We start from the raw sequence: 24341 nt of genomic DNA, 5'->3' as shown, positions 1-24341 counted from the left end.
GCATAGTGAGCTGTTATGAAAATCACCAACCCTGAGGCATTAATGGCGGCCAGTATCAGCCGACGAAACCTGGTGAAAACCTCCGCTATCGGTAGCCTTGCGCTTGCCAGTAGCGCTTTCACCCTTCCGTTCTCCCGCATCGCACACGCCGCAGCAGACCTCGCATCCGGCAATGTGGCAGAAAAAGCGGTCTGGAGTTCATGTACCGTTAACTGCGGCAGCCGCTGCCTGCTGCGCCTACACGTAAAAGATGACACCGTATATTGGGTTGAATCAGATACCACGGGCAACGATGAATATGGCAACCATCAGGTACGCGCCTGCCTGCGCGGCCGTTCTATTCGTCGCCGGATGAATCATCCCGATCGCCTGAAATATCCGATGAAACGCGTTGGTAAACGAGGAGAAGGCAAATTCGAACGTATCAGTTGGGATGAAGCGTTGGATACCATCGGCGATAACCTGAAACGTATCCTCAAGGACTACGGCAACGAAGCGGTACATGTCCTTTACGGTACCGGCGTGGACGGCGGCAATATTACCAATTCTAACGTACCGTATCGCCTGATGAACGCCTGCGGCGGCTATCTCAGCCGTTACGGTAGCTACAGCACCGCCCAAATCAGCGCGGCCATGAGCTATATGTTCGGCGGCAACGACGGCAACAGTCCGGATGATATCGCCAATACAAAACTGGTGGTGATGTTTGGCAATAACCCCGCGGAAACACGTATGAGCGGCGGCGGCGTGACATACTATGTCGAACAAGCGCGCGAGCGCTCCAACGCCCGGATGATCGTGATTGACCCGCGTTATAACGACACTGCCGCCGGCCGCGAAGACGAGTGGCTGCCGATTCGCCCTGGTACCGATGGCGCGCTGGCGGCGGCAATCGCCTGGGTGCTGATTACCGAAGATCTTATTGATAAACCGTTTCTGGATAAATACTGCATCGGCTACGACGAAACCACTCTGCCCGCCTCGGCCCCGCGTAACGCGCACTATAAAGCCTATATTTTGGGTCAGGGCGACGACGGTATTGCTAAAACGCCGCAATGGGCCGCGCAGATTACCAGTATTCCGGCGGAAAAAATCATTCAACTGGCGCGGGAAATCGGCTCGGCGAAACCGGCTTACATTTGCCAGGGCTGGGGACCGCAACGCCACTCTAACGGGGAGCAGACCGCACGCGCAATCGCCATGCTGTCTGTACTCACCGGTAACGTCGGCATAAATGGCGGTAATTCCGGCGTGCGCGAAGGCACCTGGGATCTGGGCGTCGAATGGTTTTCTATGCTGGAGAACCCGGTAAAAACCCAGATTTCGGTCTTTACCTGGACCGACGCTATCGATCATGGCGCGGAAATGACCGCCACACGCGACGGCGTGCGGGGAAAAGACAAGCTCGACGTGCCGATCAAATTTTTGTGGTGCTACGCCAGTAATACGCTGATCAATCAGCATGGCGACATCGCCCACACCCACGAGGTGCTTCAGGACGACAGTAAATGTGAAATGATCGTCGGCATCGAGCACTTTATGACCGCGTCGGCAAAATATTGCGACATTCTGCTGCCTGATTTAATGCCGACCGAGCAGGAAGATCTGATTTCCCACGAATCCGCAGGCAATATGGGCTATGTCATTCTTGGTCAGCCCGCCACCTCGCCGAAATTTGAAAGAAAGCCCATTTACTGGACGCTCAGTGAAGTGGCTAAACGGCTTGGTCCGGACGTATACCAGACCTTCACAGAAGGCCGCACGCAGCATGAGTGGGTCAAATACCTGCACGCAAAAACCAAAGCGCGTAACCCGGAAATGCCGGATTACGAAGAGATGAAACAGACAGGGATTTTCAAGAAAAAATGCCCGGAGGAGCACTACGTCGCTTTCCGCTCATTCCGCGAAGACCCTGCCGCCAACCCACTGAAAACGCCGTCCGGTAAAATCGAAATCTATTCCGAGCGTCTGGCAACCCTCGCCAACACGTGGGAGCTGAAGAAAGATGAGATTATCCATCCTTTACCCGCCTATACGCCAGGCTTTGACGGTTGGGACGATCCGCTTCGTCAGCGCTACCCGCTACAGCTAACCGGCTTCCACTATAAAGCGCGTACCCACTCCAGCTACGGCAATATCGACATCCTGCAACAGGCGTGTCCGCAGGAGATCTGGATCAACCCGATTGATGCGCAAGCGCGCGGCATTCAGCATGGCGACACCGTGCGGGTCTTTAACCAGAATGGAGAGATGCTCATTCTGGCAAAAGTCACGCCGCGCATATTGCCTGGCGTCACCGCTATCGGCCAGGGCGCCTGGTTAAATGCCGACATGTTTGGCGACAAAGTCGATCGCGGCGGCTCCATTAACATTCTGACGTCGCACCGGCCTTCCCCACTGGCGAAAGGTAATCCGTCACACAGTAATCTTGTTCAGGTTGAAAAGGCGTAAGGAGTAACCGATGACAACCCAGTATGGATTTTTTATTGATTCCAGTCGTTGCACCGGTTGCAAAACCTGCGAACTGGCCTGCAAGGACTACAAAGATCTCACTCCCGACGTCAGTTTCCGGCGGATATATGAATACGCAGGTGGCGACTGGCAGGAAGATAACGGCGTCTGGCACCAGAACGTCTTTGCCTATTATCTCTCCATTTCATGCAACCACTGCGAAGACCCGGCCTGTACCAAAGTCTGCCCGAGCGGCGCGATGCACAAGCGCGATGACGGTTTTGTGGTGGTGAACGAAGAGGTCTGTATCGGCTGCCGCTACTGCCACATGGCCTGCCCGTACGGCGCGCCGCAGTACAACGCCGCCAAAGGTCATATGACCAAGTGCGACGGCTGTTATGACCGGGTGGCGGAAGGCAAGAAACCGATCTGTGTCGAATCCTGTCCGCTGCGGGCGCTGGATTTCGGCCCGATAGACGAACTGCGCAAAAAACACGGTGAGCTGGCTGCCGTCGCGCCGCTGCCGCGCGCGCATTTCACGAAGCCGAATATTGTGATTAAACCCAACGCCAACAGCCGCCCGACCGGGGACACTACCGGTTATCTGGCCAATCCGAAGGAGGTATAAGATGGGAAGTGGATGGCATGAATGGCCGCTGGTCCTGTTTACGGTGCTGGGTCAATGTGTGGCCGGGGCGCTGATCGTGAGTGGATATGGCTGGTTAACCACGAAAGACGATGTGGCAAAACAACGCATCGTGCGCAGCATGTTTTTTCTGTGGCTGGTGATGGGACTGGGATTCCTCGCGTCGATTATGCATCTCGGCTCGCTGATGCGCGCGTTTAACTCGCTTAACCGCGTAGGCGCTTCCGCACTGAGTAATGAAATCGCCACAGGATCGGTGTTCTTTGCCGTAGGCGGCATCTGGTGGCTGGTGGCGGTACTCGGTAAAATGCCCCCGGCGCTGGGTAAAGTGTGGCTGCTGGTCAGTATGGCGCTCGGCGTTGCATTCATCTGGGCAATGACGCTTGTTTATCAGATAGATACCGTGCCAACCTGGTATAATGGCTACACCACGCTGGCCTTTTTCCTCACGGCATTCCTGTGCGGCCCGGTGTTTGCGGCGCTACTGCTACGCATCGCGCGCGTCCCATTTTGCAGCGTGACGTTTGCCAGTATTAGCGGCCTGGCGTTGGTGGTGTGCGTGGCGGTCATCGTACTACAAGGGCTGTCTCTCTCAACTATTCACAGTTCCGTGCAACAGGCCAGCCATCTCGCACCGGATTACGGTATGCTACAGGTCTGGCGCATTGTCTTGCTTGCTGCCGGATTAGGCTGCTGGCTATGTCCGCTAATCCGTCGCCGCGAACCGCATACCGTTGGTTTGCTGCTCGGTGTCGTGCTGGTGCTGGCAGGCGAAATTATTGGCCGCGGACTTTTTTATGGCCTGCATATGACCGTAGGTATGGCCGTCGCAGGTTAATTTATGCGTGCGGGGCGACCCGCACCTTTCGGGATTGTTTGAATGACCACTTTTTTACAACGTGATGATTTTGCAGTAACGGCGCGTGTTCTTGGCGCGTTGTTTTATTATTCGCCGGAAAGCCACGAAACCGCTCCTCTGGTCCAGGCGCTATTAAACGACGACTGGCAGGCGCAGTGGCCGCTTGATGCCGAGGCGCTTGCGCCTGTGGCGGCTATGTTTAAGACCCACAGCGAAGAGTCGTTGCCACAGGCCTGGCAGCGTCTGTTTATCGGCCCTTACGCTCTGCCGTCTCCGCCGTGGGGTTCCGTCTGGCTGGATCGTGAGAGCGTATTATTTGGCGATTCTACGCTGGCGCTACGTCAGTGGATGCGCGAAAACGGAATTCAGTTTGAAATGCAACAAAACGAGCCAGAAGATCATTTTGGGTCGCTGTTGCTGCTGGCGGCCTGGCTTGCCGAGAATGATCGTCATCATGAATGCGAACAACTCCTGGCCTGGCATCTGTTTCCGTGGTCGTCCCGCTTTCTGGACGTATTTATCGATCATGCCGGGCATCCGTTTTATCAGGCGTTGGGGCAACTGGCGCGTCTGACGCTGGCGCAATGGCAAGCTCAACTCATTATTCCCGTCGCTGTAAAACCGTTATTCCGTTAATCCCCACAAAAGGCAGGATTTTACCTGCCTTTTCTCTCATTGCGGCCTATTTTTATCTACAAAAAGTGACAACGTCACACCACGCTTCTATTTTTAAGATAATTCTTTATCGTGAATGTTCACGCTAAGCCGCATAAGGGCAAAACATAATTGTTAATAGATGTTTAACAGTGTTAAACATCACGCTCCGCTGGAATCCTTCCCAACCTGTTGCTATAGCTCAAAGCACCCTGCCGGAACATGGCATAACAACACGCGACTCTTAACGTCGCCATAACACATGCAAACAGGGAGACACACCGCAATGCACACCCTCACCCTAAAACGCGTACTTGGGTTCACTATCGTCATTTTGCTGTTACTGGCGCTGTTTATCTGGGGAATCGGTCTGGAGACGCTGAAAGCGCGTCAGGTCGATCTGCTGTATCTCGGACAACGGCATTTGATGCTGGTCTTTACGTCCATGTTTTTTGCTTTACTGGTCGGTATCCCGAGTGGGATTTTACTCAGCCGTCCTGCGGCAAAGGGATTTGCTGAATATGTCATGCAAATCTTTAACGTTGGTAATACCTTGCCGCCGCTGGCCGTCCTGGCCTTAGCGATGGTGATTATCGGGATCGGCGATACGCCCGCCATTGTCGCGCTATTTCTGGCTTCTCTTCTGCCTATCGTCCGCAATACCTATGCAGGCCTCTGTTCCGTTCCCGCCTCACTGATTGAAGCGGCGAACGGGATTGGGATGACAAAATGGCAGCGGCTTCGCCAGGTAGAGCTACCTAATGCGTGGCCAGTGATGCTGTCCGGTATTCGCATCGCGACCGCCATCAATGTCGGCACCGCGCCGCTGGCCTTTCTGATCGGCGCCAGCAGCTACGGCGAGCTGATTTTCCCGGGAATTTATCTCAACGATTTTCCGACGTTGATCCTCGGCGCAACGGCCACGGCGTTATTCGCGCTGATTCTTGACACTCTGCTTGCCTGGTTTGGGCGACGCCTTAGCCCTCATACCGTCTGAACGCATAAATAACAATAAGGAGCGTTAAATGAGATTCAAAAAACACCTGTTGGGATGGCTTGCCGCAACGCTGTTGTTCAGTAGCCAAACGCAGGCCGCGCCGCTGGTTCTCGCCACCAAAAGCTTTACCGAACAGCATATTCTTTCCGCTATGACCGTTCAGTATTTGCAGAAGAAAGGCTTTCAGGTTCAGCCGCAAACCAATATCGCCGCGGTGATTTCACGTAATGCGATGGTGAATAAACAAATTGATATTACCTGGGAATACACCGGTACATCGCTGATTATTTTCAACCGTATCGATAAGCGCATGAGTCCACAGGAAACCTACGACACGGTAAAACGCCTGGATGCGAAGCTGGGCCTGGTATGGCTCAAACCGGCTGACATGAACAATACTTACGCGTTCGCGATGCAGCGCAAACGCGCCGAGTCGGAAAATATCACCACCATCTCGCAAATGGTGGCAAAAATCGAACAGGTCCGGCAGAACGATCCTGACCACAACTGGATGCTCGGTCTCGATCTGGAATTTGCCGGGCGCAGCGACGGGATGAAGCCCCTTCAGCAAGCCTACCAGATGCAGCTCGATCGCCCGCAAATACGACAGATGGACCCAGGGCTGGTCTATAACGCCGTTCGGGATGGGCTGGTTGACGCCGGGCTGGTCTATACCACCGATGGACGGGTGAAAGGGTTTGATCTGAAAGTGCTGGAAGATGATAAAGGCTTCTTTCCAAGTTACGCTGTCACGCCCGTGGTGCGTAAAGAGGTGCTGGAAGCCAATCCTGGCCTTGATGACGCCTTAAACACCCTTTCCGGCCTGCTCAATAACGATGTGATATCGACCCTAAACGCCCAGGTCGATATCGAGCATCGCACGCCGCAACAGGTAGCCCATCAATTTTTGCAGGACAAAGGTCTGCTGTAAGGAGCGCCTATGGATACGATACATTATATGCTGGATAACGCAGGCTATCTCGCCAGCCTTACCTTTCAGCATCTCTGGCTGGTCGCGCTGGCCGTCGGTCTGGCGATTATCATCGGCGTACCGTTAGGCGTTTTGATTGTACGCCACAAATGGCTGGCAACGCCGGTACTGGGCGCCGCCACGCTACTTCTTACCATTCCGTCTATCGCGCTGTTTGGATTAATGATCCCGCTCTTTTCGCTGATCGGACATGGTATTGGCGTTCTGCCCGCCGTGACGGCCGTTTTTCTCTACTCTTTACTGCCGATTGTCCGTAATACCCATACTGCGCTTGATAGTTTGCCGCCCGGTCTGCGTGAAGCGGGACGCGGCATCGGTATGACTTTCTGGCAACGGCTGCGCTGGGTCGAAATCCCAATGGCCCTACCGGTTATTTTCGGGGGTATCCGCACCGCGGTAGTGATGAATATCGGCGTAATGGCGATTGCCGCGGTGATCGGCGCCGGCGGTCTGGGACTGCTACTGTTAAACGGCATTAGCGGCAGCGATATTCGCATGTTAATTGCCGGCGCGCTGATGATCTGTCTACTGGCAATTGTACTTGACTGGCTGTTGCATCGTCTGCAAGTCGTACTGACACCTAAGGGGATACGATAATGATAAAACTGGAAAATCTCACCAAACAATTTGTACAGAAAAAGGGTCAGCCGCTAAAAGCCGTCGACAACGTCAACCTGAACGTGCCGGAAGGCGAAATGTGCGTCTTGCTCGGTCCCTCCGGCTGCGGCAAAACCACCACGTTAAAGATGATCAACCGGCTGATCGCGCCCAGCAGCGGTAATATTCTTATCAACGGCGAGAATACCAACGATATGGATACGGTAACGCTACGCCGCAATATTGGGTATGTTATCCAACAGATCGGCCTGTTTCCAAATATGACGATTGAAGAAAATATTACCGTTGTGCCGCGCATGTTGGGTTGGGACAAAGCGCGCTGCAAGCAACGCGCCGAAGAGTTGATGGACATGGTGGCGCTGGATGCCAGAAAATTTCTGCATCGCTATCCAAAGGAGATGTCCGGGGGACAGCAGCAGCGCATTGGCGTGATCCGCGCTCTGGCCGCCGATCCGCCGGTACTGCTGATGGATGAGCCCTTCGGCGCGGTGGACCCCATTAACCGCGAAGTGATCCAGAACCAGTTTCTGGATATGCAGCGTAAGCTAAAAAAGACCGTGATGCTGGTCAGCCATGATATCGACGAAGCGCTAAAACTCGGCGACCGTATCGCCGTGTTCCGTCAGGGGCGAATTGTACAGTGCGCCAGTCCTGATGAACTGCTGGCCAAACCGGCTAACGAGTTTGTCGGGTCGTTTGTCGGTCAGGACAGAACGTTAAAGCGTTTGCTACTGGTCTCCGCGGGCGATGTGACCGACCAACAGCCAACCATTACCGCGCGGCCTTCCACGCCGTTAAGCGAGGCGTTCGGCATTATGGATGATCACGATATTCGCGCCATTACCGTCATTGACAACGACGGTAAGCCACTGGGATTTGTGAAGCGCCGGGAAGCGCGGAACGCCAGCGGAATCTGCGCCGATATCACCCATCCTTTCCGTATTACGGGCAAAGCGGAAGATAACCTGCGTATTGTGCTGTCCAGATTGTACGAAAGTAATACCAGCTGGATGCCGATCGTTGATGAAGACGGACGCTATAACGGTGAAATCTCTCAGGATTACATCGCCGATTATCTCAGCTCAGGCCGCACGCGTCGGGCGCTAAATATTCACGAAAGCAGCTAACGTTGCCGCCGGATGGCCTCTCGCTATCCGGCAGTATCATTATTGTACGCAATATTATATCGCACATAGTGCTTTTGCGTCTGACGCCATTTCCCCGCAGAATAGGCTATCCTGAAACTCCCTGTTTACCCGCTCATGCATCGTTTACACGCTTACCCGGATCTGCGCGCGATGTTTCGTCGCCTGCTGATCGCTACGCTCATCGGTATTCTCGCGGCGCTGGCTGTCGCCGCCTTCCGTCATGCGATGCAATTGCTGGAGTGGATTTTCCTGAGTAATGACACCGGCAGTCTGGTGAATGCGGCTGAGGGGCTTTCGCCCTGGCGACGGCTGATTACGCCAGCGCTTGGCGGCCTGGCCGCTGGTCTGTTGCTGTGGGGGTGGCAAAAAATGAACCAACAGCGCCCCCATGCGCCCACTGACTATATGGAAGCATTGCAAACCGACGGGCAATTTGACGTTGGCGCCAGTCTGGTGAAATCGCTGGCCTCGCTGCTGGTCGTGGTCAGCGGCAGCGCAATTGGTCGCGAAGGCGCAATGATCCTCCTCGCCGCGCTGGCGGCATCCAGCTTTGCCCGACGCTTCACGCCGCGTGAGGAATGGAAATTATGGATCGCCAGCGGCGCCGCTGCGGGCATGGCGGGCGCTTACCATGCGCCGCTGGCGGGCAGCCTGTTTATCGCGGAGATCCTGTTCGGTACCTTAATGCTGGCTTCCCTCGGCCCGGTTGTCGTTTCCGCCGTCGTCGCCCTGCTAACCACCCATGTATTAAACGGTAGCGATTCACTACTCTATACCGTACATCTGACCGTTGATCTCCACGCGCGGGAGTACGTCATGATAGTCAGTACCGGCCTGGTCGCCGGTCTGTGCGGCCCATTGCTGATGTGGCTGATGACGGCCAGCCATAATAGTTTCTTACGCTTAAAACTGTCCCCGCCCTGGCAACTGGCGCTGGGCGGGCTTATTGTCGGATTACTGTCGTTACTCACGCCCACGGTATGGGGAAACGGCTATAGCGTCGTACAATCATTTTTGCTCTCTCCGCCGCTATTCTCGCTGATTGGCGGAATTTTTGTGTGCAAAATCCTGGCGGTGCTCGCCAGCAGCGGGTCTGGCGCGCCGGGCGGCGTCTTTACGCCAACATTATTTGTCGGATTATCCATTGGAATGTTTCTGGGTCGGATATGGGGATTCTGGCTGCCAGGCTCGGATGAAATAGCGATTTTATTGGGGCTGGCGGGTATGGCGACGCTACTGGCGGCGACAACCCATGCGCCGATAATGTCCACCCTGATGATTTGTGAAATGACCGGCGAGTATCAGTTACTCCCCGGTCTGCTGATTGCCTGTGTAGTCGCGTCAGTGCTCTCGCGAACGTTACGCCATGATTCTATCTACCGCCAGCACGCTGCCGAGCATTGATAAACGAATATACTGCCCCAGCTCACGCTGCTCGGCGCGCGGCAGGTACGGTAACTCGCCAATCAGCGGCGCTGGCAGTTTTTTCCCAAGCACATCAATAATTTCAGCATAATGCGCCAGGCCAGGATTGATACGATTCGCCACCCAGCCAATTAATGGCAGTCCATCGTTAGCGACAGCTTGCGCAGTCAGTAGCGCATGATTAATGCACCCCTCCTGAATCCCTACCACCATCAATACCGGTAACTGTTCCTGTACCACCCATTCAGACAATGGACGTAAATCATTCATCAAACTACGCCAGCCGCCAGTACCCTCCACAACCACGTGGTCCACTTTATCGCTCAGGCTCGCCAGACCGTTGGACAGCAAGGTGTAATTTATAGGACAGCTATGCGCGACGCTGCTTTCTTCTTCGCTTAACGCGATCGGATTAATCGCCTCATACGGCAACTCCAGCGAAGAGACGCTTTGCAATACCAGCGCATCTTTGTTGCGCATCCCTTCTGCAGTCTCTTTGCTCCCTTTAGCGACAGGTTTATACCCTGCAACGCTCTTACCACTCGACGCTAACGCTTGTAGTAATGCGCGGGAAACCACCGTCTTCCCAACAGAAGTGTCTGTACCTGTAATAAAGAAACGCTTCAGCATCACTAACTCCACCGTTATGCTTCGAAAATATAAGCCAGGAAAATAATACAGTGGAGAAAGTCTAAGATATGGCAAGGGCAATCAGCTTGAGTTAGCGCAAATTTTTGTACAACAGTTAAAAAATGTTAACCCTGTAATAGACGAATCAACAAAGAGCCGTTATACATCGCGTCTTTTACCAACGCCGCCCCGGCCATCGTACCCTGGTTGGTAAACTGCGTGCTTTCCACAACCGTATTCCTGCTGTAGGCGGGCAGCGCCTGTTGACGGATACTGTCAGCAATGGCTGGAAAAAGGATATCAGCCGCTTTACTTAGCGGCGAACCAATAAGAATTTTTTGCGGATTAAATAAATTCACCATGATAGCCAGAATGCGTCCGACATGCGCGCCAACGCCGCTAATAATATCTTTTGCTAATAGATCTCCCTGCATCGCCGCCTGACACAGTGAATCTACCGTTAACGGCTGGCCGTGCAACATTGAACTCATCGATTGATTAAGCCGAAGCTGCGTAAGTTCCAGCACGCTATCGACGCTGGCGATGGTCTCCAGACAGCCATGATTACCGCAATAACAGCGCTTACCATAAGGATCGACCTGGGTATGCCCAATCTCTACCAGACTGCTACTGCCCGCATGAAGCAAATGACCGTCGGTGATAACGCCCGCCCCCACATTATGATCAATCACCACCTGGATAACGTCGCGCGCGCCGCGTGAGGCGCCAAAAAGCGCCTCTGCCATCGTCCAGGCGCTAATATCATGCTGAATGTAAACCGGTACGCCGGTGTGCCGCTCCAGCGCATCTCCCAAAGGCATCTCTTTGACATCTTCATAATACGGCATCCGGTGCACAACGCCGTTTTCGGTATCGATAATGCCCGGTAACGTAATGGCAATGGAGGTCAGACGCTCCAGTTTCTGCTGATGGCGGGTAAAAAACCGATCAACGTGCGTAATAATTCGCTCAAGCAACGGCGTGGCTTCGGTTAACGGCAGCGCCAGACACTCTTCTACCACCAGTTTGCTGCTAAGATCGCGTAGCGCAAGGAAAATTTCGCCACGGCTAATACGAATAGATAAATAGTGCCAGGCTTCCGTTTCCACCATCAGCCCGACGGCGGGGCGTCCACGACTGCCCGCCTCTTTAATTTCAAGTTCCTGAACCAAATGCGCTTCCAGCATTTCGCGAACAATTTTCGTAATACTGGCAGGCGCTAACTGCGCCAGACGAGACAGGTCAATTCGCGATACCGGTCCGAGCTGATCAATCAGGCGATACACTGCGCCAGCATTGGTCTGCTTAATTTGATCGATATGCCCAGGCTGACTATCAGCAACCACCGCTCACTCCCTTTATTTTCGCGCTCCGAAATAATCTGTGTGCTATGGTGAAACACTTCAATACTCGCCGTCAACTTTTTGCTTAGCCGTGTGATTAACTGCACATTTTCACCCTTTTTAAGCGTAATTAATCCCGTCGGGCAGCCAGTAATAGCAGTTGGCAAAACCGCTGTACGGCATGACTCTGTTCATGATGCTTTGGCCATACCAGCCACATTTCAGATACGGCGTCCTCTTCCGCCAGGGGAACCCAGCGCATCTCGCTCATCTGTACACGCTTAAAGGATGCCGGCAGAATCGAGACACCCAGCCCCGCCGCCACCAGACCGATAATGGTCATTGCCTCGCCAACCTCCTGCGTGATGGTCGGCGACAGGTTATAGCGCCGCATCAGGCCGAGAATATCGTCGTAGAGGCCCGTCCCGACATGCGGATCGAAAAAGACGAAAGGTTCTTCCGCCAGTTCTGTCAGACTGACGACCGGCTTTTGCGCCAGCCGATGTTCGCGCGGGATCATGGCCATAAGCGGCTCATGCAAAATCACCTCGCGATTAAGTGTGTCGGGCAGCGGCGTATTCCGCAGCAAGCCAATATCCAGTACGCCTTCGTTGAGCGGCGCGATTTGCTCACGCGTATTCATTTCACGCGTTTGCATATGCACTCCCGGATAGGACTGGCGGAACAGCGAAAAGGTATGCGATACCGCCCGAATAAAAGGCGCTGAAGACGTAAAGCCAATACGGATTTCGCCCGCTTCGCCCTGATGCAACCGCTCGGCGCGAGCGGCGGCGTCGTTTACCAGACTCAGGATATGTCGGCTATCCACCAGAAACTGTCGCCCGGCGGCGGTTAACGCTACGCTGCGGTTGGTCCGCGCCAGTAATCGCGCGCCGACCTGCTGCTCCAGAATTTGTATCTGCTGACTCAGCGGCGGCTGCGAGATATTGAGGCGCGCGGCGGCGCGACCAAAATGCAGCTCTTCTGCTACCGCCACAAAGTAACGTAAATGACGTAATTCGATATTCATATTTTTAACGTCTTATTTGAGACAATTAATATATTAGACAGAATATTTTGCTTTTTCTATGCTTTACATGTCGGTTATACCCGTCTCCTGTTGACGGAGATGTAAAGCAAGGATTTAACGTGAGTCGTACAACTATTCTCGATGACGCCACGGCGAGCGATATCGATGAACAATGCCATTCTCAGCCGGTTCAATTTATTAAACGCGGTACAGCGCCTTTCATGCGCGTCACGCTGGCCCTTTTTTCCGCGGGCCTGGCGACTTTCGCGCTCCTTTATTGCGTTCAGCCTATACTACCGGTACTTTCCCAGGAGTTTGGCGTCTCCCCCGCCAGCAGCAGCGTTTCACTTTCTATTTCTACCGCCATGCTGGCTATCGGCTTACTTTTTACCGGCCCGCTTTCTGATGCGATAGGCCGTAAACCGGTGATGGTCACCGCCTTGTTATTAGCCTCCTGCTGCACATTGTTATCAACCATGATGACCAGCTGGCATGGTATTCTGATTATGCGTGCGCTGATCGGTCTGTCGTTAAGCGGCGTCGCCGCGGTGGGAATGACCTACCTGAGTGAAGAAATCCATCCCAGCTTTGTCGCTTTCTCTATGGGACTCTATATTAGCGGTAATTCCATCGGCGGGATGAGCGGGCGTTTATTAAGCGGCGTCATGACCGACTTTTTTAACTGGCGCATCGCGCTGGCGGCCATCGGATGCTTTGCGCTGGCGTCCGCGCTGATGTTCTGGAAGATTTTACCCGCCTCGCAACATTTCCGTCCCACGTCGCTACGGCCTAAAACGCTATTTATTAATTTTCGTCTCCACTGGCGCGATCGAGGGTTACCTCTGCTGTTTGCGGAAGGCTTTTTACTGATGGGCGCGTTCGTCACCCTGTTTAACTACATTGGCTATCGCCTGATGCTCTCCCCTTGGGAATTAAGCCAGGCCGTGGTCGGACTGTTATCCGTAGCCTATCTCACCGGCACATGGAGCTCGCCGAAAGCTGGCGCAATGACCTCACGCTATGGCCGGGGGCCGGTGATGCTGTTCTCTATCGCAGTAATGCTGGGCGGGCTTTTACTGACGCTTTTTACCTCGCTTTGGCTGATTTTTGCCGGGATGCTGCTTTTTTCCGCCGGCTTTTTCGCCGCGCACTCCGTGGCCAGTAGTTGGATTGGCCCGCGTGCGCGCCGGGCGAAGGGACAGGCCTCGTCACTTTATCTTTTCAGCTATTATCTGGGGTCCAGTATTGCCGGGACGCTAGGCGGCGTATTCTGGCATAGTTACGGCTGGAACGGCGTAGGTGGTTTTATCGCGCTAATGCTGGTGCTGGCCATCCTGGTCGGGACGCGGTTACATCATCGTCTTCACGCCTGAAAAGAAATAATCCGGCGATAGCAACGTGCGCTATCGCCGGGCTGGTTTCACGCCACGACTCACTGTTCACCATAGACCTGTCAGGCTTGATACGCCCATAACTTCTCTAATTGCATCCAGCGCCAGAAGCGTAAATACCACCCAGATTATCGGATTCATATACGGTGTGCTTGTTATTCTGGAGGGCGGATATTACCGACTCTGCGGCCAAAAATAACGGCCGGTAACGTAAAGCTACCTATTATGGTGGGAGCTTACATCGCGTTACCGGGGGATTGTACATAACGTTACATGCCGAAACCAATCACTCACGGAAGCCTTTTGATAACAGCGATATAGTCATTTCACCGGCCCCGCAGTGGGGTTGAATGAAAACCAAATCGAGGGTATCAAAATGAAAAAAGTATTAGCTCTGGTTGTTGCCGCTGCAATGGGTCTCTCTTCCGCAGCATTCGCGGCTGAGACTGCAACGCCTGCGAAAACCGCAGCGCCTACCAAAACAACCCAGACCACCCAGCACCACAAAAAACAGCATAAGAAAACCGTTGAGCAAAAAGCGCAGGCGGCTAAAAAGCACCAGAAAAAAGGTGGTAAAGCGCCAGCCAAAACCACGTCAAAACCAACTACTCAACCGGCTGCGTAAGTCGTAACATGCTGCGGCGCGCCCCCGCGCCCGTTTTTACGGCGCTAAATTGTTCTGGTTTAGCGCCGCCTTCCGGGAGGGCAAAAAAGTGTCTCGCTACCGCTTTGAGCTCATTCTTATCGTGCTTATTTTATGCGCCGCTATTGCCACGCATTTCTATCTTTCCTGAGTGTAGTTATCTGATTTTACTCCCACTTTCTTACCGTCACGTCTATAGTAGTACTGAGGGTTTGTTGTTAATAATCATAATTACCCACCAGAGTGTGATATGCATAAAACCATTGCTGTATTACTGGGCATAGTGTGTTTTTTACCGGTTATGGCGAAAGCCAGGGGGGCTGAAACAGACGCCACGGATGCCAGCGACGTCAAAACGCTTTTTTTTAACCATGACGATCGGGTGCCCGTCGCCGATCCTACCCAATCGCCGTGGGATGCCATCGGGCAACTAGAGACCGCCAGCGGTAATTTGTGTACGGCAACACTTATCTCCCCGCATATCGCCCTGACAGCAGGTCACTGCCTGCTAACGCCACCGAAAGGAAAACCAGACAAGGCGGTTGCGCTGCGTTTTGTGGCGCGAAAAGGAGTATGGCGCTATGAAATCCACGGCATTGAAGGCCGCGTTGAACCGTCGCTGGGCCGACGTCTGAAAGCGGATGGCGATGGCTGGATTGTGCCGCCTGCCGCGGCAAGCTGGGATTTTGGTCTGGTAATATTGCGCTACCCACCTTCCGGTATCGCGCCAGTGCCTTTATTTACCGGCGATAAAGCGGCGCTCACTGCGGCGTTGAAAGCCGCAGACCGAAAAGTCACGCAGTCCGGTTATCCGGAAGATCATCTGAATGCGCTCTATTCCCATCAGGATTGCGTCGTGACCGGCTGGGCGCAGAATGCCGTACTCTCACACCAGTGCGACACGTTACCTGGCGACAGCGGCTCGCCGCTCTTATTGCACACGGATAGCGGATGGCAGCTTATTGGCGTACAAAGCTCCGCCCCTGCGGCTAAAGATCGCTGGCGCGCCGATAACCGCGCTATATCCGTCACCGGCTTTCGCGATAAGCTGAAAGCTCTGGCGCAGGATTAATGCGGGAATCGCTGCCTGAACCGACAGGCAGCGATCGTCTCAGGCAAATTTGATCATGACCATTCCGGCGAGCAGCAATATCACGCCAACCCAGCCTTTGGGGTTTAAGCGCTGGCCGAAGAGCACCCAGCCCGCCGCCAGCGTGGCGGCAATACCAAAACCGCCCCATAGCGCATACGCCACCGACAGGTCTATCCCTTTTACCGCCTGGGAAAGCGCGCTGAAGGCGGCCAGAACAGCGGCAAGCGATAAGATGCCATAGCGTTTACGGCGAAAGCCGTCCGAAAATTTCAACAGTACGTTAGCCGCGATTTCCAGTATTATTGCCAGTCCAAGCCAGGCGCCGTGTATCCATTCAAATTGTTGCACGAGTCGCCTCCTTCACCGGTTTGCCGGGTTTACGCGTCCCTGATTTGATCAATACGATGCCGGCGACCAGCGTCAGCAAGCCGGCAATCTTCATGGTTGATAATGCTTCATCAAATAGCAGCACGCTAAAAATGGTAATAAATAAAATGCCGATCCCTTCCCATAAGGCATACGCTACACCCAGGGCAATCTTTTTTACCGCAAAAGAAAGAAATATATATGACAGCGTGATCATCACCAGCATTAAAATAAAACCCGCATTGCCATTACCCACACTAGCCCATTTCATTGAGAGCGTGCCGGTAATTTCAGTCGCGATAGCCAGAGCTAATAAAATCCAGTAAAACATGACACTTCTCCTGCATGAGAATATACTCTTTCGAGTCTGCTGCACGCAGCAAACTAAAAAATAAAATCAGTTAGCACAGCGCGTTGCGCCAGCTCAGGCAGAAGTAAGAGACTAAAGTGCGTTACGCCAGTGCTGCTCGCCAATAAGCAGGAAAAAGGAGGTAGAGTGAAGATGCGTTTGCGTGGAGAAAAAAGCGCTGAACATATTGTCCATAATATTACAATTATCCGCAGTGTTGCTTCTCGTCATCGCGGATGATAATTGTCCTCGGTAGTTGAACACGCCTGATTTGTATCATAAGCCAGGAATTAACTCAAAATATTTTCACTTCTTTACCTGAAGTGTTTGATTTTAACCAGAACAGGTCGACCGACATCACATTATTATTCGTGTCGGCATCAGAAAACAGGGACTGATATGGCAAAACCGATCATCACGCTCAATGGTCTAAAAATCGTCATTATGCTGGGAATGCTGGTGGTTATTCTGAGCGGTATCCGCTTCGCCGCAGATATCATTGTTCCCTTTATTTTGGCGTTATTTATTGCAGTCGTTCTCAATCCCGTTGTGCAACGGATGACCCGATGCCGAATTCCGCGCGTTATCGCCGTGTCATTGCTCATTGTGATTATTGTTATGTTAATGGTACTGCTACTGGCCTATTTGGGGACATCATTAAATGAACTGGCTCGTACCCTACCGCAGTATCGCTCCTCATTGGTGATACCGTTGCAACGTATTGAACCGTGGTTACAGCGAGCAGGCATTGGCGTGTCGGTTGATGAGCTGGCGAAATATATCGATCCAAACGCCGCCATGACTCTGGTAACGAACCTGCTCACCCAACTGTCCAATGCCATGTCGTCCATCTTTTTATTGTTATTGACCGTGGTATTTATGCTGCTGGAGGTTCCACAACTGCCTGAAAAACTGCAGCAGATGATGAGCCGTCCGGTGGAGGGCATGGCGGCAATTCAACGCGCGCTTGATAGCGTTTCCCATTATCTGGTGTTAAAAACAGCGATCAGTATCGTGACGGGGCTGGTCGCATGGGGAATGCTGGCCGCGCTGGATGTCCGCTTCGCCTTTGTCTGGGGTCTACTGGCCTTCGCGCTGAATTATATCCCTAATATTGGATCGGTGCTCGCTGCCCTGCCGCCCATTATTCAGGTGCTGGTATTTAACGGGTTTTATGATGCGCTGCTGGTGCTGGCAGGCTATCTGCTGATTAATCTGGTCTTCGGCAATATCCTTGAGCCACGAATTATGGGACGTGGTTTAGGCCTTTCAACCTTAGTGGTATTTTTGTCGTTAATTTTCTGGGGCTGGCTATTAGGTCCGGTGGGCATGTTGCTCTCCGTTCCGTTAACCATCATTGTCAAAATCGCCCTCGAACAGACCACCGGCGGGCAGAGTATCGCCGTTCTGCTTAGCGATTTAAACAAAAGATAAAATGCAATACATACACAAAATCATTCAAGATGCCTCGCGGCGGCAAGGGAAGAAATCCCCGGGAGCATAGATAACGATGTGACCGGGTTTTCTGAGCGCAGCCAACAAAAAGGCAGATTAAAGGATGAAGTGTATAAAAACGGCCTCCAAAGAGGCCGTCGCACGTTTAAAAGATTAAAGCGCTTTCAGAATTGCATCCACGCTGGCTTTTGCATCGCCAAACAGCATTTGCGTATTCTCTTTAAAGAACAGCGGGTTCTGCACACCAGCATAACCGGTATTCATTGAACGCTTAAAGACCACGACATTCTGTGCTTTCCACACTTCGAGAACCGGCATACCGGCGATCGGGCTGCGGGGATCGTCTTGCGCCGCCGGGTTCACCGTATCGTTCGCGCCAATCACCAGCACGGTATCGGTATCGGCGAAATCATCGTTGATCTCATCCATTTCCAGCACGATGTCATAAGGCACTTTCGCCTCCGCCAACAGCACGTTCATATGCCCCGGCAGGCGACCCGCCACCGGATGAATGCCGAAACGCACGTTGATACCGCGTGCACGCAGTTTTTCGGTGATTTCCGCCACCGGATACTGCGCCTGCGCCACCGCCATCCCGTACCCCGGCGTAATAATGACGGAGTGGGAGTTTTTCAGCATCTCAGCGGTCTCTTCCGCCGTGATTTCGCGATGTTCGCCAGCTTCCTGATCGTCGCCCGTTGAGGAGCCGTCAGTACCGAACCCACCAGCAATAACGCTGATGAAAGAGCGGTTCATCGCTTTACACATAATGTAAGACAGGATCGCGCCTGACGAACCGACCAGCGCGCCGGTCACAATCAGCAAATCGTTGCTCAACATGAAGCCAGCCGCCGCGGCAGCCCAACCGGAATAGGAGTTCAGCATTGAAACAACCACCGGCATGTCCGCCCCGCCGATAGAAGCGACCAGATGCCAACCAAACGCCAGCGCGATAATGGTCATCAGCAGTAGCGCCAGAACCTGTAGACCCACGCTTTCGGTACGAACAAAAACCAGCAGCAACAGGAAAGAAACAACCAGCGCCGCCAGGTTCATTTTGTGACGGTTAGGCAACATCAACGGCTTAGAAGAGATTTTGCCGCGCAGTTTACCAAACGCTACGATCGATCCAGTGAAAGTGACTGCGCCAATAAAGATACCGAGGAAGACTTCGGTCAGATGGATATTCACCAGCACCGGCGCCAGACTGGCGTCATGGTACAGATAGCTGTTAAAACCAACCAGTACCGCCGCCAGGCCCACGAAACTGTGCAGAATCGCGACCAGCTCCGGCATCTCGGTCATCTCAACTTTTTTCGCCATGCGGATGCCAATCGCGCCGCCAATAATCATGGCGACCAGAATCCATGCTACGTTGCCGGTATCCGGCCCAAAAATGGTCGCCAGCAACGCGATCGCCATCCCGGCAATACCGAAGTTATTCCCCTGGCGGGACGTTTCATGCTTTGAAAGCCCGGCAAGACTGAAAATAAACAGGATCGCGGCAACAATGTATGCAGCTGTAACTAATCCTCCAGACATATGTTACCCCTTAGTTTTTCCGGAACATTTTCAGCATACGCTGAGTCACGGTGAAGCCACCGAAAATATTAATGCTGGCGATAAGCACCGCGATAAAGCTCAGGAAGCTGACCCAGCCGCCCTGACCAATTTGCAATAATGCCCCGACAACAATAATCCCTGAAATTGCGTTGGTCACCGACATTAATGGCGTATGAAGCGCATGAGACACGTTCCACACCACGTAATAACCAACCACGCAGGCGAGCGCAAACACGGTAAAATGGCCGAGGAACTCTTTTGGCGCGACATCGGCCAGCCAACCAAAAAGAATGATCGCCAGCGCCATTAACGCATACTTCCGCCAGGGTGAAGCGGGCTTTTCCGGCTCTTTTGGCGCAGGTGCTGCTTTAGGCGCGGCCTGTGGCTGCGCTGAAACCTGGATTGGCGGCGCAGGCCAGGTAATGTCGCCGTCGCGAATCACCGTCACGCCACGGATCACGACATCGTCAAAATCCACGTCAATATTGCCGTCTTTCTCTTTGCACAGCAGCTTCAGCAGGTTAACCAGGTTGGTGCCATAAAGCTGGGATGACTGCGTCGGCAAACGCCCCGGTAGATCGGTGTAGCCAATCACTTTTACGCCATTGTCCGTCGTCACAACCTGATTGGCGACGGTATATTCGCAGTTACCGCCATTCTGCGCGGCCAGGTCGACAATCACGCTGCCGGCCTTCATAGAATCGACCATATCGCGGGTAATCAGCTTCGGCGCTGGTTTACCCGGAATCAATGCAGTGGTCACAATGATGTCGACCTCTTTGGCCTGGGCGGCAAAGAGCGCCATTTCCGCTTTGATAAACGCCTCGGACATCACTTTGGCGTAACCATCGCCGCTACCGGCTTCCTCTTTAAAATCCAGTTCGAGGAACTCAGCCCCCATACTCTGGACCTGCTCTTTGACTTCAGGACGAGTGTCAAACGCGCGGACAATCGCCCCCAGGCTGTTTGCCGCGCCGATAGCCGCAAGACCGGCAACGCCCGCGCCAATCACCATCACCTTCGCCGGCGGCACTTTCCCGGCGGCAGTGATTTGGCCGGTAAAGAAGCGCCCAAATTCATGCGCGGCCTCTACAATGGCGCGATAACCCGCGATATTCGCCATTGAGCTTAACGCGTCGAGCGACTGCGCGCGGGAAATACGCGGCACGGAGTCCATCGCCATCACCGTAACCTTACGTTCGGCAAGTTTCTCCATTAACCCAGGATTTTGCGCAGGCCAGATAAAACTGACCAGCGTAGTCCCGGGGTTCAGTAAAGCGATTTCCTCTTCTTCAGGCGCATTAACCTTGAGAATAATTTCCGACTGCCAGATAGCATTGCCGTCTACAATATCCGCGCCAGCCTGCGCAAACGCTTTGTCGTCAAAACTTGCCAGTTGACCCGCCCCGCTTTCGATAGCGACGCTAAACCCCAGCTTCAGTAGCTGCTCTACCGTTTTCGGCGTCGCAGCGACACGGGTTTCATTGGGTAACCGCTCTTTTGGTATGCCAATTCGCATAAATGTTCCCTTCCATCGGTATTTTTGATGATGGTTTGTCAGTAAGCGCGAGAAGCGTACGCCTGCCCGCGTTTGAGGTAAATGTTACCCCAGCAGAATAAAACCGTTACAAACTCTCTATAACCTACTGAAAATAACGCCTGTGATCTAGCGCCAAAAAACAGAATTTTTTATCAAATTTGCAAAACATGAACGATTCAGCCGCTAAGCAGCCATAATGCCTTGAAAATGGCCTGCGAGGGCTGATAATTCGCTCAAATTTGACAGCAAAACATCATTAAACCCCTGGCGCGATCAAGAAATTAACATTAAATTAACTTATTAAATTTATGCGCTTCATTAGCTTAGCCGCCCGGACGCCGTTTTTTTCGACATATCGGTAAATGTTATCATCAAAGATAGGATACATGACACGATGCGTGAAAAATCCCGCAGACATCCATATGGTTTAAATGCAATAATCAGCCACGTTTCTAGTCAATAACAATACCAGTACCTGGTTTGCGCAAGGCGAAGGATTATTTTTATGAAGCTTAAGAACACTCTCCTGGCGTCGGCTCTGCTTTCTGCGGCTGCTTTTTCTGTCCATGCAGCAACAGAACTGACGCCGGAGCAAGCGGCTGCACTAAAACCTTATGACCGCATCGTTATTACCGGTCGTTTTAATGCTATTGGCGATGCGGTCTCCGCCGTGTCCCGCCGCGCAGATAAAGAAGGCGCAGCCTCCTTCTATGTTGTCGACACCTCGGAGTTCGGCAACAGTGGTAACTGGCGTGTTGTGGCGGACGTGTATAAAGCCGACGCGCCGAAAGCCGACGCGCCCAAAAATCGTGTCATTAATGGCATCGTGGAATTACCGAAAGACCAGGCCGTACAATTAGAACCGTATGATACCGTCACCGTTCAGGGCTTCTACCGTAGCCAGCCGGAAGTTAACGATGCCATTACGAAAGCGGCGAAACAAAAAGGCGCATACGCTTTCTATATTGTTCGTCAGATAGATGCGAATCAGGGCGGAAACCAGCGCATCACTGCATTTATCTATAAACAAGATGCGAAAAAACGCATCGTCCAGAGCCCGGACGCTATTCCGGCAGACTCTGAAGCTGGCCGCGCCGCGCTGGCTCAGGGCGGCGAAGCTGCGAAGAAAGTCGAAATTCCAGGCGTCGCCACGTCAGCCTCGCCGAGCGCCGAAGTAGGCCGTTTCTTCGAAACGCAATCCTCCAAAGGCGGACGTTACACTGTCACACTTCCGGATGGCACAAAAGTTGAGGAGCTGAATAAAGCGACGGCTGCGATGATGGTGCCTTTCGACAGCGTTAAGTTCACCGGCAACTACGGCAATATGACAGAAATCTCCTACCAGGTCGCCAAACGCGCGGCGAAGAAAGGCGCTAAGTATTATCATATTACGCGTCAGTGGCAGGAGCGCGGCAATAACATCACCATCAGCGCCGACCTCTATAAATAAGGCGCGCGTCGCCATCAGGCTTTCTCGCCGGATGGCGGCATACCTGCCTTATCAGGCCTACACGATCGTTCAACGGCAGGCCTGATAAGCCGCCATCCGGCACTTTCCCGCGGGTTGCCAGTTCCGTCAAATATCGCGATGAATCTCACTTTTCGCTTTTTTGGCGATAAATCTTATCCAGGCCGTTGCATGCGGTCCCTTCTCTCCGTAAAATCCCGCGCCTTAGTGGCTTTCACCATTTTTATGCGTTTTGCCATAATAATTATTCTTCCAATTTCATTTTTATAGCTGGATACCAATGGAAAAAAAACTGGGACTGAGCGCGCTGACCGCGCTGGTTTTAAGCTCAATGCTTGGCGCAGGTGTTTTCAGCCTGCCCCAGAATATGGCCGCCGTTGCCAGTCCGGCTGCGTTGTTAATTGGCTGGGCCATTACCGGCGTGGGGATACTCTTACTGGCATTCGCCATGTTAATTCTTACACGCATTCGCTCCGAGCTTGACGGCGGAATCTTTACTTACGCCCGCGAAGGCTTCGGCGAACTGATTGGCTTTTGTTCTGCCTGGGGCTATTGGCTGTGCGCGGTCATCGCCAACGTATCCTATTTGGTTATCGTTTTTTCAGCGCTGAGTTTCTTTACCGATACGCCTGCCCTGCGTCTGTTTGGCGACGGTAATACCTGGCAGGCTATTGTCGGCGCTTCAGTCTTGCTCTGGATTGTCCATTTCCTCATCCTGCGCGGCGTACAAACGGCAGCCAGCATCAATCTGGTCGCGACTCTGGCGAAACTGTTGCCGCTCGGCGCGTTTATTGTGCTGGCTATCATGATGTTCAAACTGGATACCTTCACACTGGACTTCACTGGTGTTGAACTCGGTATTCCCGTATGGGAACAGGTTAAGAACACCATGCTTATTACGCTGTGGGTGTTTATTGGCGTTGAAGGCGCCGTCGTCGTCTCGGCCCGAGCGAAAAATAAACGCGATGTAGGCCGCGCCACGCTACTGGCAGTACTCGCAGCGCTGGGAATATATCTCCTGGTCACGCTGCTTTCTCTTGGCGTTCTTGCGCGTCCGGAACTGGCGGAGATGCGCAACCCGTCGATGGCCGGTCTGATGGTGAAAATGATGGGGCCGTGGGGAGAAATTATTATTGCAGCGGGACTGATTGTGTCTGTCTGCGGGGCTTATCTAAGCTGGACTATCATGGCGGCAGAGGTGCCGTTTCTGGCGGCAGCCTATAAATCCTTCCCGGGCATCTTCGCGCGACAAAATGCGCAAGGCGCGCCTTCTGCATCGTTATGGCTCACCAATATCTGTGTGCAAATCTGTCTGGTGCTGATCTGGCTGACCGGTTCAGACTACAACACGCTATTGACGATTGCGTCAGAAATGATTCTGGTGCCCTACTTTCTGGTCGGCGCATTTCTGCTGAAGATTGCAACGCGTCCCCTCCATCGGGCGGTCGGTATCGGAGCCTGTATTTATGGCTTATGGTTGTTATACGCGTCGGGCCCTATGCACCTGCTGCTGTCCGTCGTACTGTACGCGCCTGGATTACTGGTTTTCCTGTATGCGCGTCGGACGCACAAGCATGACAACGTGTTAAATCGTCAGGAAGTCGTGCTGATTGGTTTATTGCTGGTCGCGGCGGTTCCGGCTACGTGGATGCTGGTGGGTTGACAACCTCCCCATCGTAAT

General features: G+C 53.2%; 23 protein-coding genes. 15 read left to right on the top strand and 8 right to left on the bottom strand.

What is annotated here, in order from left to right; genetic code table 11:
• Positions 1-15: 15 nt before the first annotated feature.
• The 9 genes from ynfF to clcB all read left to right on the top strand — a co-directional run bounded on the left by ynfF (position 16) and on the right by clcB (position 9768).
• Positions 16-2451 (top strand): selenate/tellurate reductase subunit YnfF, encoded by a 2436-nt coding sequence (gene ynfF, locus HV477_RS01345; protein WP_079898835.1) that lies wholly within the window; start codon positions 16-18, stop codon positions 2449-2451.
• 10 nt (positions 2452-2461) lie between these two features.
• Positions 2462-3079: a dimethylsulfoxide reductase iron-sulfur subunit DmsB gene (dmsB, locus tag HV477_RS01340; RefSeq protein ID WP_000213069.1), complete on the top strand. Its 618-nt coding sequence runs from the start codon at positions 2462-2464 to the stop codon at positions 3077-3079.
• Between the two features lies 1 nt (position 3080).
• Positions 3081-3935 carry a dimethyl sulfoxide reductase anchor subunit family protein gene (locus HV477_RS01335; RefSeq protein WP_079898992.1) on the top strand — a complete coding sequence of 285 codons (855 nt, stop codon included), beginning with the start codon at positions 3081-3083 and terminating at the stop codon, positions 3933-3935.
• Between the two features lie 42 nt (positions 3936-3977).
• Positions 3978-4592, top strand: coding sequence for a Tat proofreading chaperone DmsD (gene dmsD / locus HV477_RS01330; RefSeq protein WP_000206561.1), 615 nt, complete (start codon positions 3978-3980; stop codon positions 4590-4592).
• A 304-nt stretch (positions 4593-4896) separates the two neighbouring features.
• Positions 4897-5607 (top strand): osmoprotectant ABC transporter permease OsmY, encoded by a 711-nt coding sequence (gene osmY / locus HV477_RS01325; RefSeq protein WP_000557304.1) that lies wholly within the window; start codon positions 4897-4899, stop codon positions 5605-5607.
• 28 nt (positions 5608-5635) lie between these two features.
• The gene (gene osmX / locus HV477_RS01320) at positions 5636-6538 is read left to right on the top strand and encodes an osmoprotectant ABC transporter substrate-binding protein OsmX (RefSeq protein ID WP_001211193.1); all 903 of its coding nucleotides are present in this window, start codon (positions 5636-5638) and stop codon (positions 6536-6538) included.
• Between the two features lie 9 nt (positions 6539-6547).
• Positions 6548-7195 carry an osmoprotectant ABC transporter permease OsmW gene (gene osmW, locus HV477_RS01315; RefSeq protein ID WP_000379677.1) on the top strand — a complete coding sequence of 216 codons (648 nt, stop codon included), beginning with the start codon at positions 6548-6550 and terminating at the stop codon, positions 7193-7195.
• On the top strand, positions 7195-8343 hold the full coding sequence (gene osmV, locus HV477_RS01310) for an osmoprotectant ABC transporter ATP-binding protein OsmV (protein WP_000593093.1): 1149 nt from the start codon (positions 7195-7197) through the stop codon (positions 8341-8343). Before osmW ends, osmV begins: the two co-directional genes overlap by 1 nt.
• A gap of 135 nt (positions 8344-8478) precedes the next feature.
• Positions 8479-9768, top strand: a complete 1290-nt coding sequence (gene clcB, locus HV477_RS01305; RefSeq protein ID WP_000554911.1) for a voltage-gated ClC-type chloride channel ClcB — start codon at positions 8479-8481, stop codon at positions 9766-9768.
• On the opposite strand, the gene bioD is transcribed toward clcB, so the two are convergent.
• From bioD to HV477_RS01290, 3 genes are all read right to left on the bottom strand, one after another.
• Complete coding sequence (gene bioD, locus HV477_RS01300; protein ID WP_000919233.1) at positions 9724-10419, bottom strand: dethiobiotin synthase; 696 nt, start codon at positions 10417-10419, stop codon at positions 9724-9726. The genes clcB and bioD overlap by 45 nt on opposite strands.
• 125 nt (positions 10420-10544) lie before the next feature.
• Complete coding sequence (gene mlc, locus HV477_RS01295; RefSeq protein WP_000225092.1) at positions 10545-11765, bottom strand: sugar metabolism global transcriptional regulator Mlc; 1221 nt, start codon at positions 11763-11765, stop codon at positions 10545-10547.
• 127 nt (positions 11766-11892) lie between these two features.
• Positions 11893-12792 carry a LysR family transcriptional regulator gene (locus HV477_RS01290; RefSeq protein ID WP_001019577.1) on the bottom strand — a complete coding sequence of 300 codons (900 nt, stop codon included), beginning with the start codon at positions 12790-12792 and terminating at the stop codon, positions 11893-11895.
• Between the two features lie 119 nt (positions 12793-12911).
• On the opposite strand from HV477_RS01290, the gene HV477_RS01285 reads away from it, so the two are divergent.
• Positions 12912-14165 carry an MFS transporter gene (locus HV477_RS01285; RefSeq protein WP_000091786.1) on the top strand — a complete coding sequence of 418 codons (1254 nt, stop codon included), beginning with the start codon at positions 12912-12914 and terminating at the stop codon, positions 14163-14165.
• A gap of 66 nt (positions 14166-14231) precedes the next feature.
• Here the strand turns inward: HV477_RS01285 and HV477_RS28185 are convergent, their stop codons facing one another.
• Entirely contained in the window at positions 14232-14324 is a 93-nt protein-coding gene (locus HV477_RS28185) for a hypothetical protein (protein WP_001068154.1), read from the bottom strand.
• Positions 14325-14559: 235 nt separating this feature from the next.
• On the opposite strand from HV477_RS28185, the gene asr reads away from it, so the two are divergent.
• Together asr and HV477_RS01275 are read left to right on the top strand one after the other, a co-directional pair.
• A complete protein-coding gene (asr, locus tag HV477_RS01280) occupies positions 14560-14808 on the top strand; it encodes an acid resistance repetitive basic protein Asr (protein ID WP_114063939.1) in 249 nt (82 codons plus the stop codon).
• 268 nt (positions 14809-15076) lie between these two features.
• A complete protein-coding gene (locus HV477_RS01275; protein ID WP_079898990.1) occupies positions 15077-15898 on the top strand; it encodes a serine protease in 822 nt (273 codons plus the stop codon).
• 39 nt (positions 15899-15937) lie between these two features.
• Here the strand turns inward: HV477_RS01275 and mdtI are convergent, their stop codons facing one another.
• Positions 15938-16267, bottom strand: a complete 330-nt coding sequence (gene mdtI / locus HV477_RS01270; RefSeq protein WP_001183819.1) for a multidrug/spermidine efflux SMR transporter subunit MdtI — start codon at positions 16265-16267, stop codon at positions 15938-15940.
• Positions 16254-16616 carry a multidrug/spermidine efflux SMR transporter subunit MdtJ gene (gene mdtJ / locus HV477_RS01265; RefSeq protein WP_000500278.1) on the bottom strand — a complete coding sequence of 121 codons (363 nt, stop codon included), beginning with the start codon at positions 16614-16616 and terminating at the stop codon, positions 16254-16256. Before mdtJ ends, mdtI begins: the two co-directional genes overlap by 14 nt.
• 417 nt (positions 16617-17033) lie before the next feature.
• Here mdtJ and HV477_RS01260 point away from each other — a divergent pair, with 417 nt between their 5' ends.
• The gene (locus HV477_RS01260) at positions 17034-18068 is read left to right on the top strand and encodes an AI-2E family transporter (protein WP_001118268.1); all 1035 of its coding nucleotides are present in this window, start codon (positions 17034-17036) and stop codon (positions 18066-18068) included.
• Between the two features lie 174 nt (positions 18069-18242).
• Here the strand turns inward: HV477_RS01260 and pntB are convergent, their stop codons facing one another.
• Entirely contained in the window at positions 18243-19631 is a 1389-nt protein-coding gene (gene pntB, locus HV477_RS01255; RefSeq protein WP_000014056.1) for a Re/Si-specific NAD(P)(+) transhydrogenase subunit beta, read from the bottom strand.
• Between the two features lie 10 nt (positions 19632-19641).
• Positions 19642-21171, bottom strand: coding sequence for a Re/Si-specific NAD(P)(+) transhydrogenase subunit alpha (pntA, locus tag HV477_RS01250; protein ID WP_001219360.1), 1530 nt, complete (start codon positions 21169-21171; stop codon positions 19642-19644).
• Positions 21172-21697: 526 nt separating this feature from the next.
• Between pntA and ydgH the strand changes: the two genes are divergently transcribed.
• Positions 21698-22642: a DUF1471 family protein YdgH gene (gene ydgH, locus HV477_RS01245; protein WP_000769294.1), complete on the top strand. Its 945-nt coding sequence runs from the start codon at positions 21698-21700 to the stop codon at positions 22640-22642.
• Positions 22643-22940: 298 nt separating this feature from the next.
• The gene (locus tag HV477_RS01240; protein WP_000412353.1) at positions 22941-24323 is read left to right on the top strand and encodes an amino acid permease; all 1383 of its coding nucleotides are present in this window, start codon (positions 22941-22943) and stop codon (positions 24321-24323) included.
• The last annotated feature ends 18 nt before the right edge of the window (positions 24324-24341 follow it).

The organism is Salmonella sp. SG203 (assembly GCF_013350575.1).
Lineage (GTDB): Bacteria > Pseudomonadota > Gammaproteobacteria > Enterobacterales > Enterobacteriaceae > Salmonella > Salmonella enterica.
This window is presented reverse-complemented; position numbering and strand designations above follow the sequence as displayed.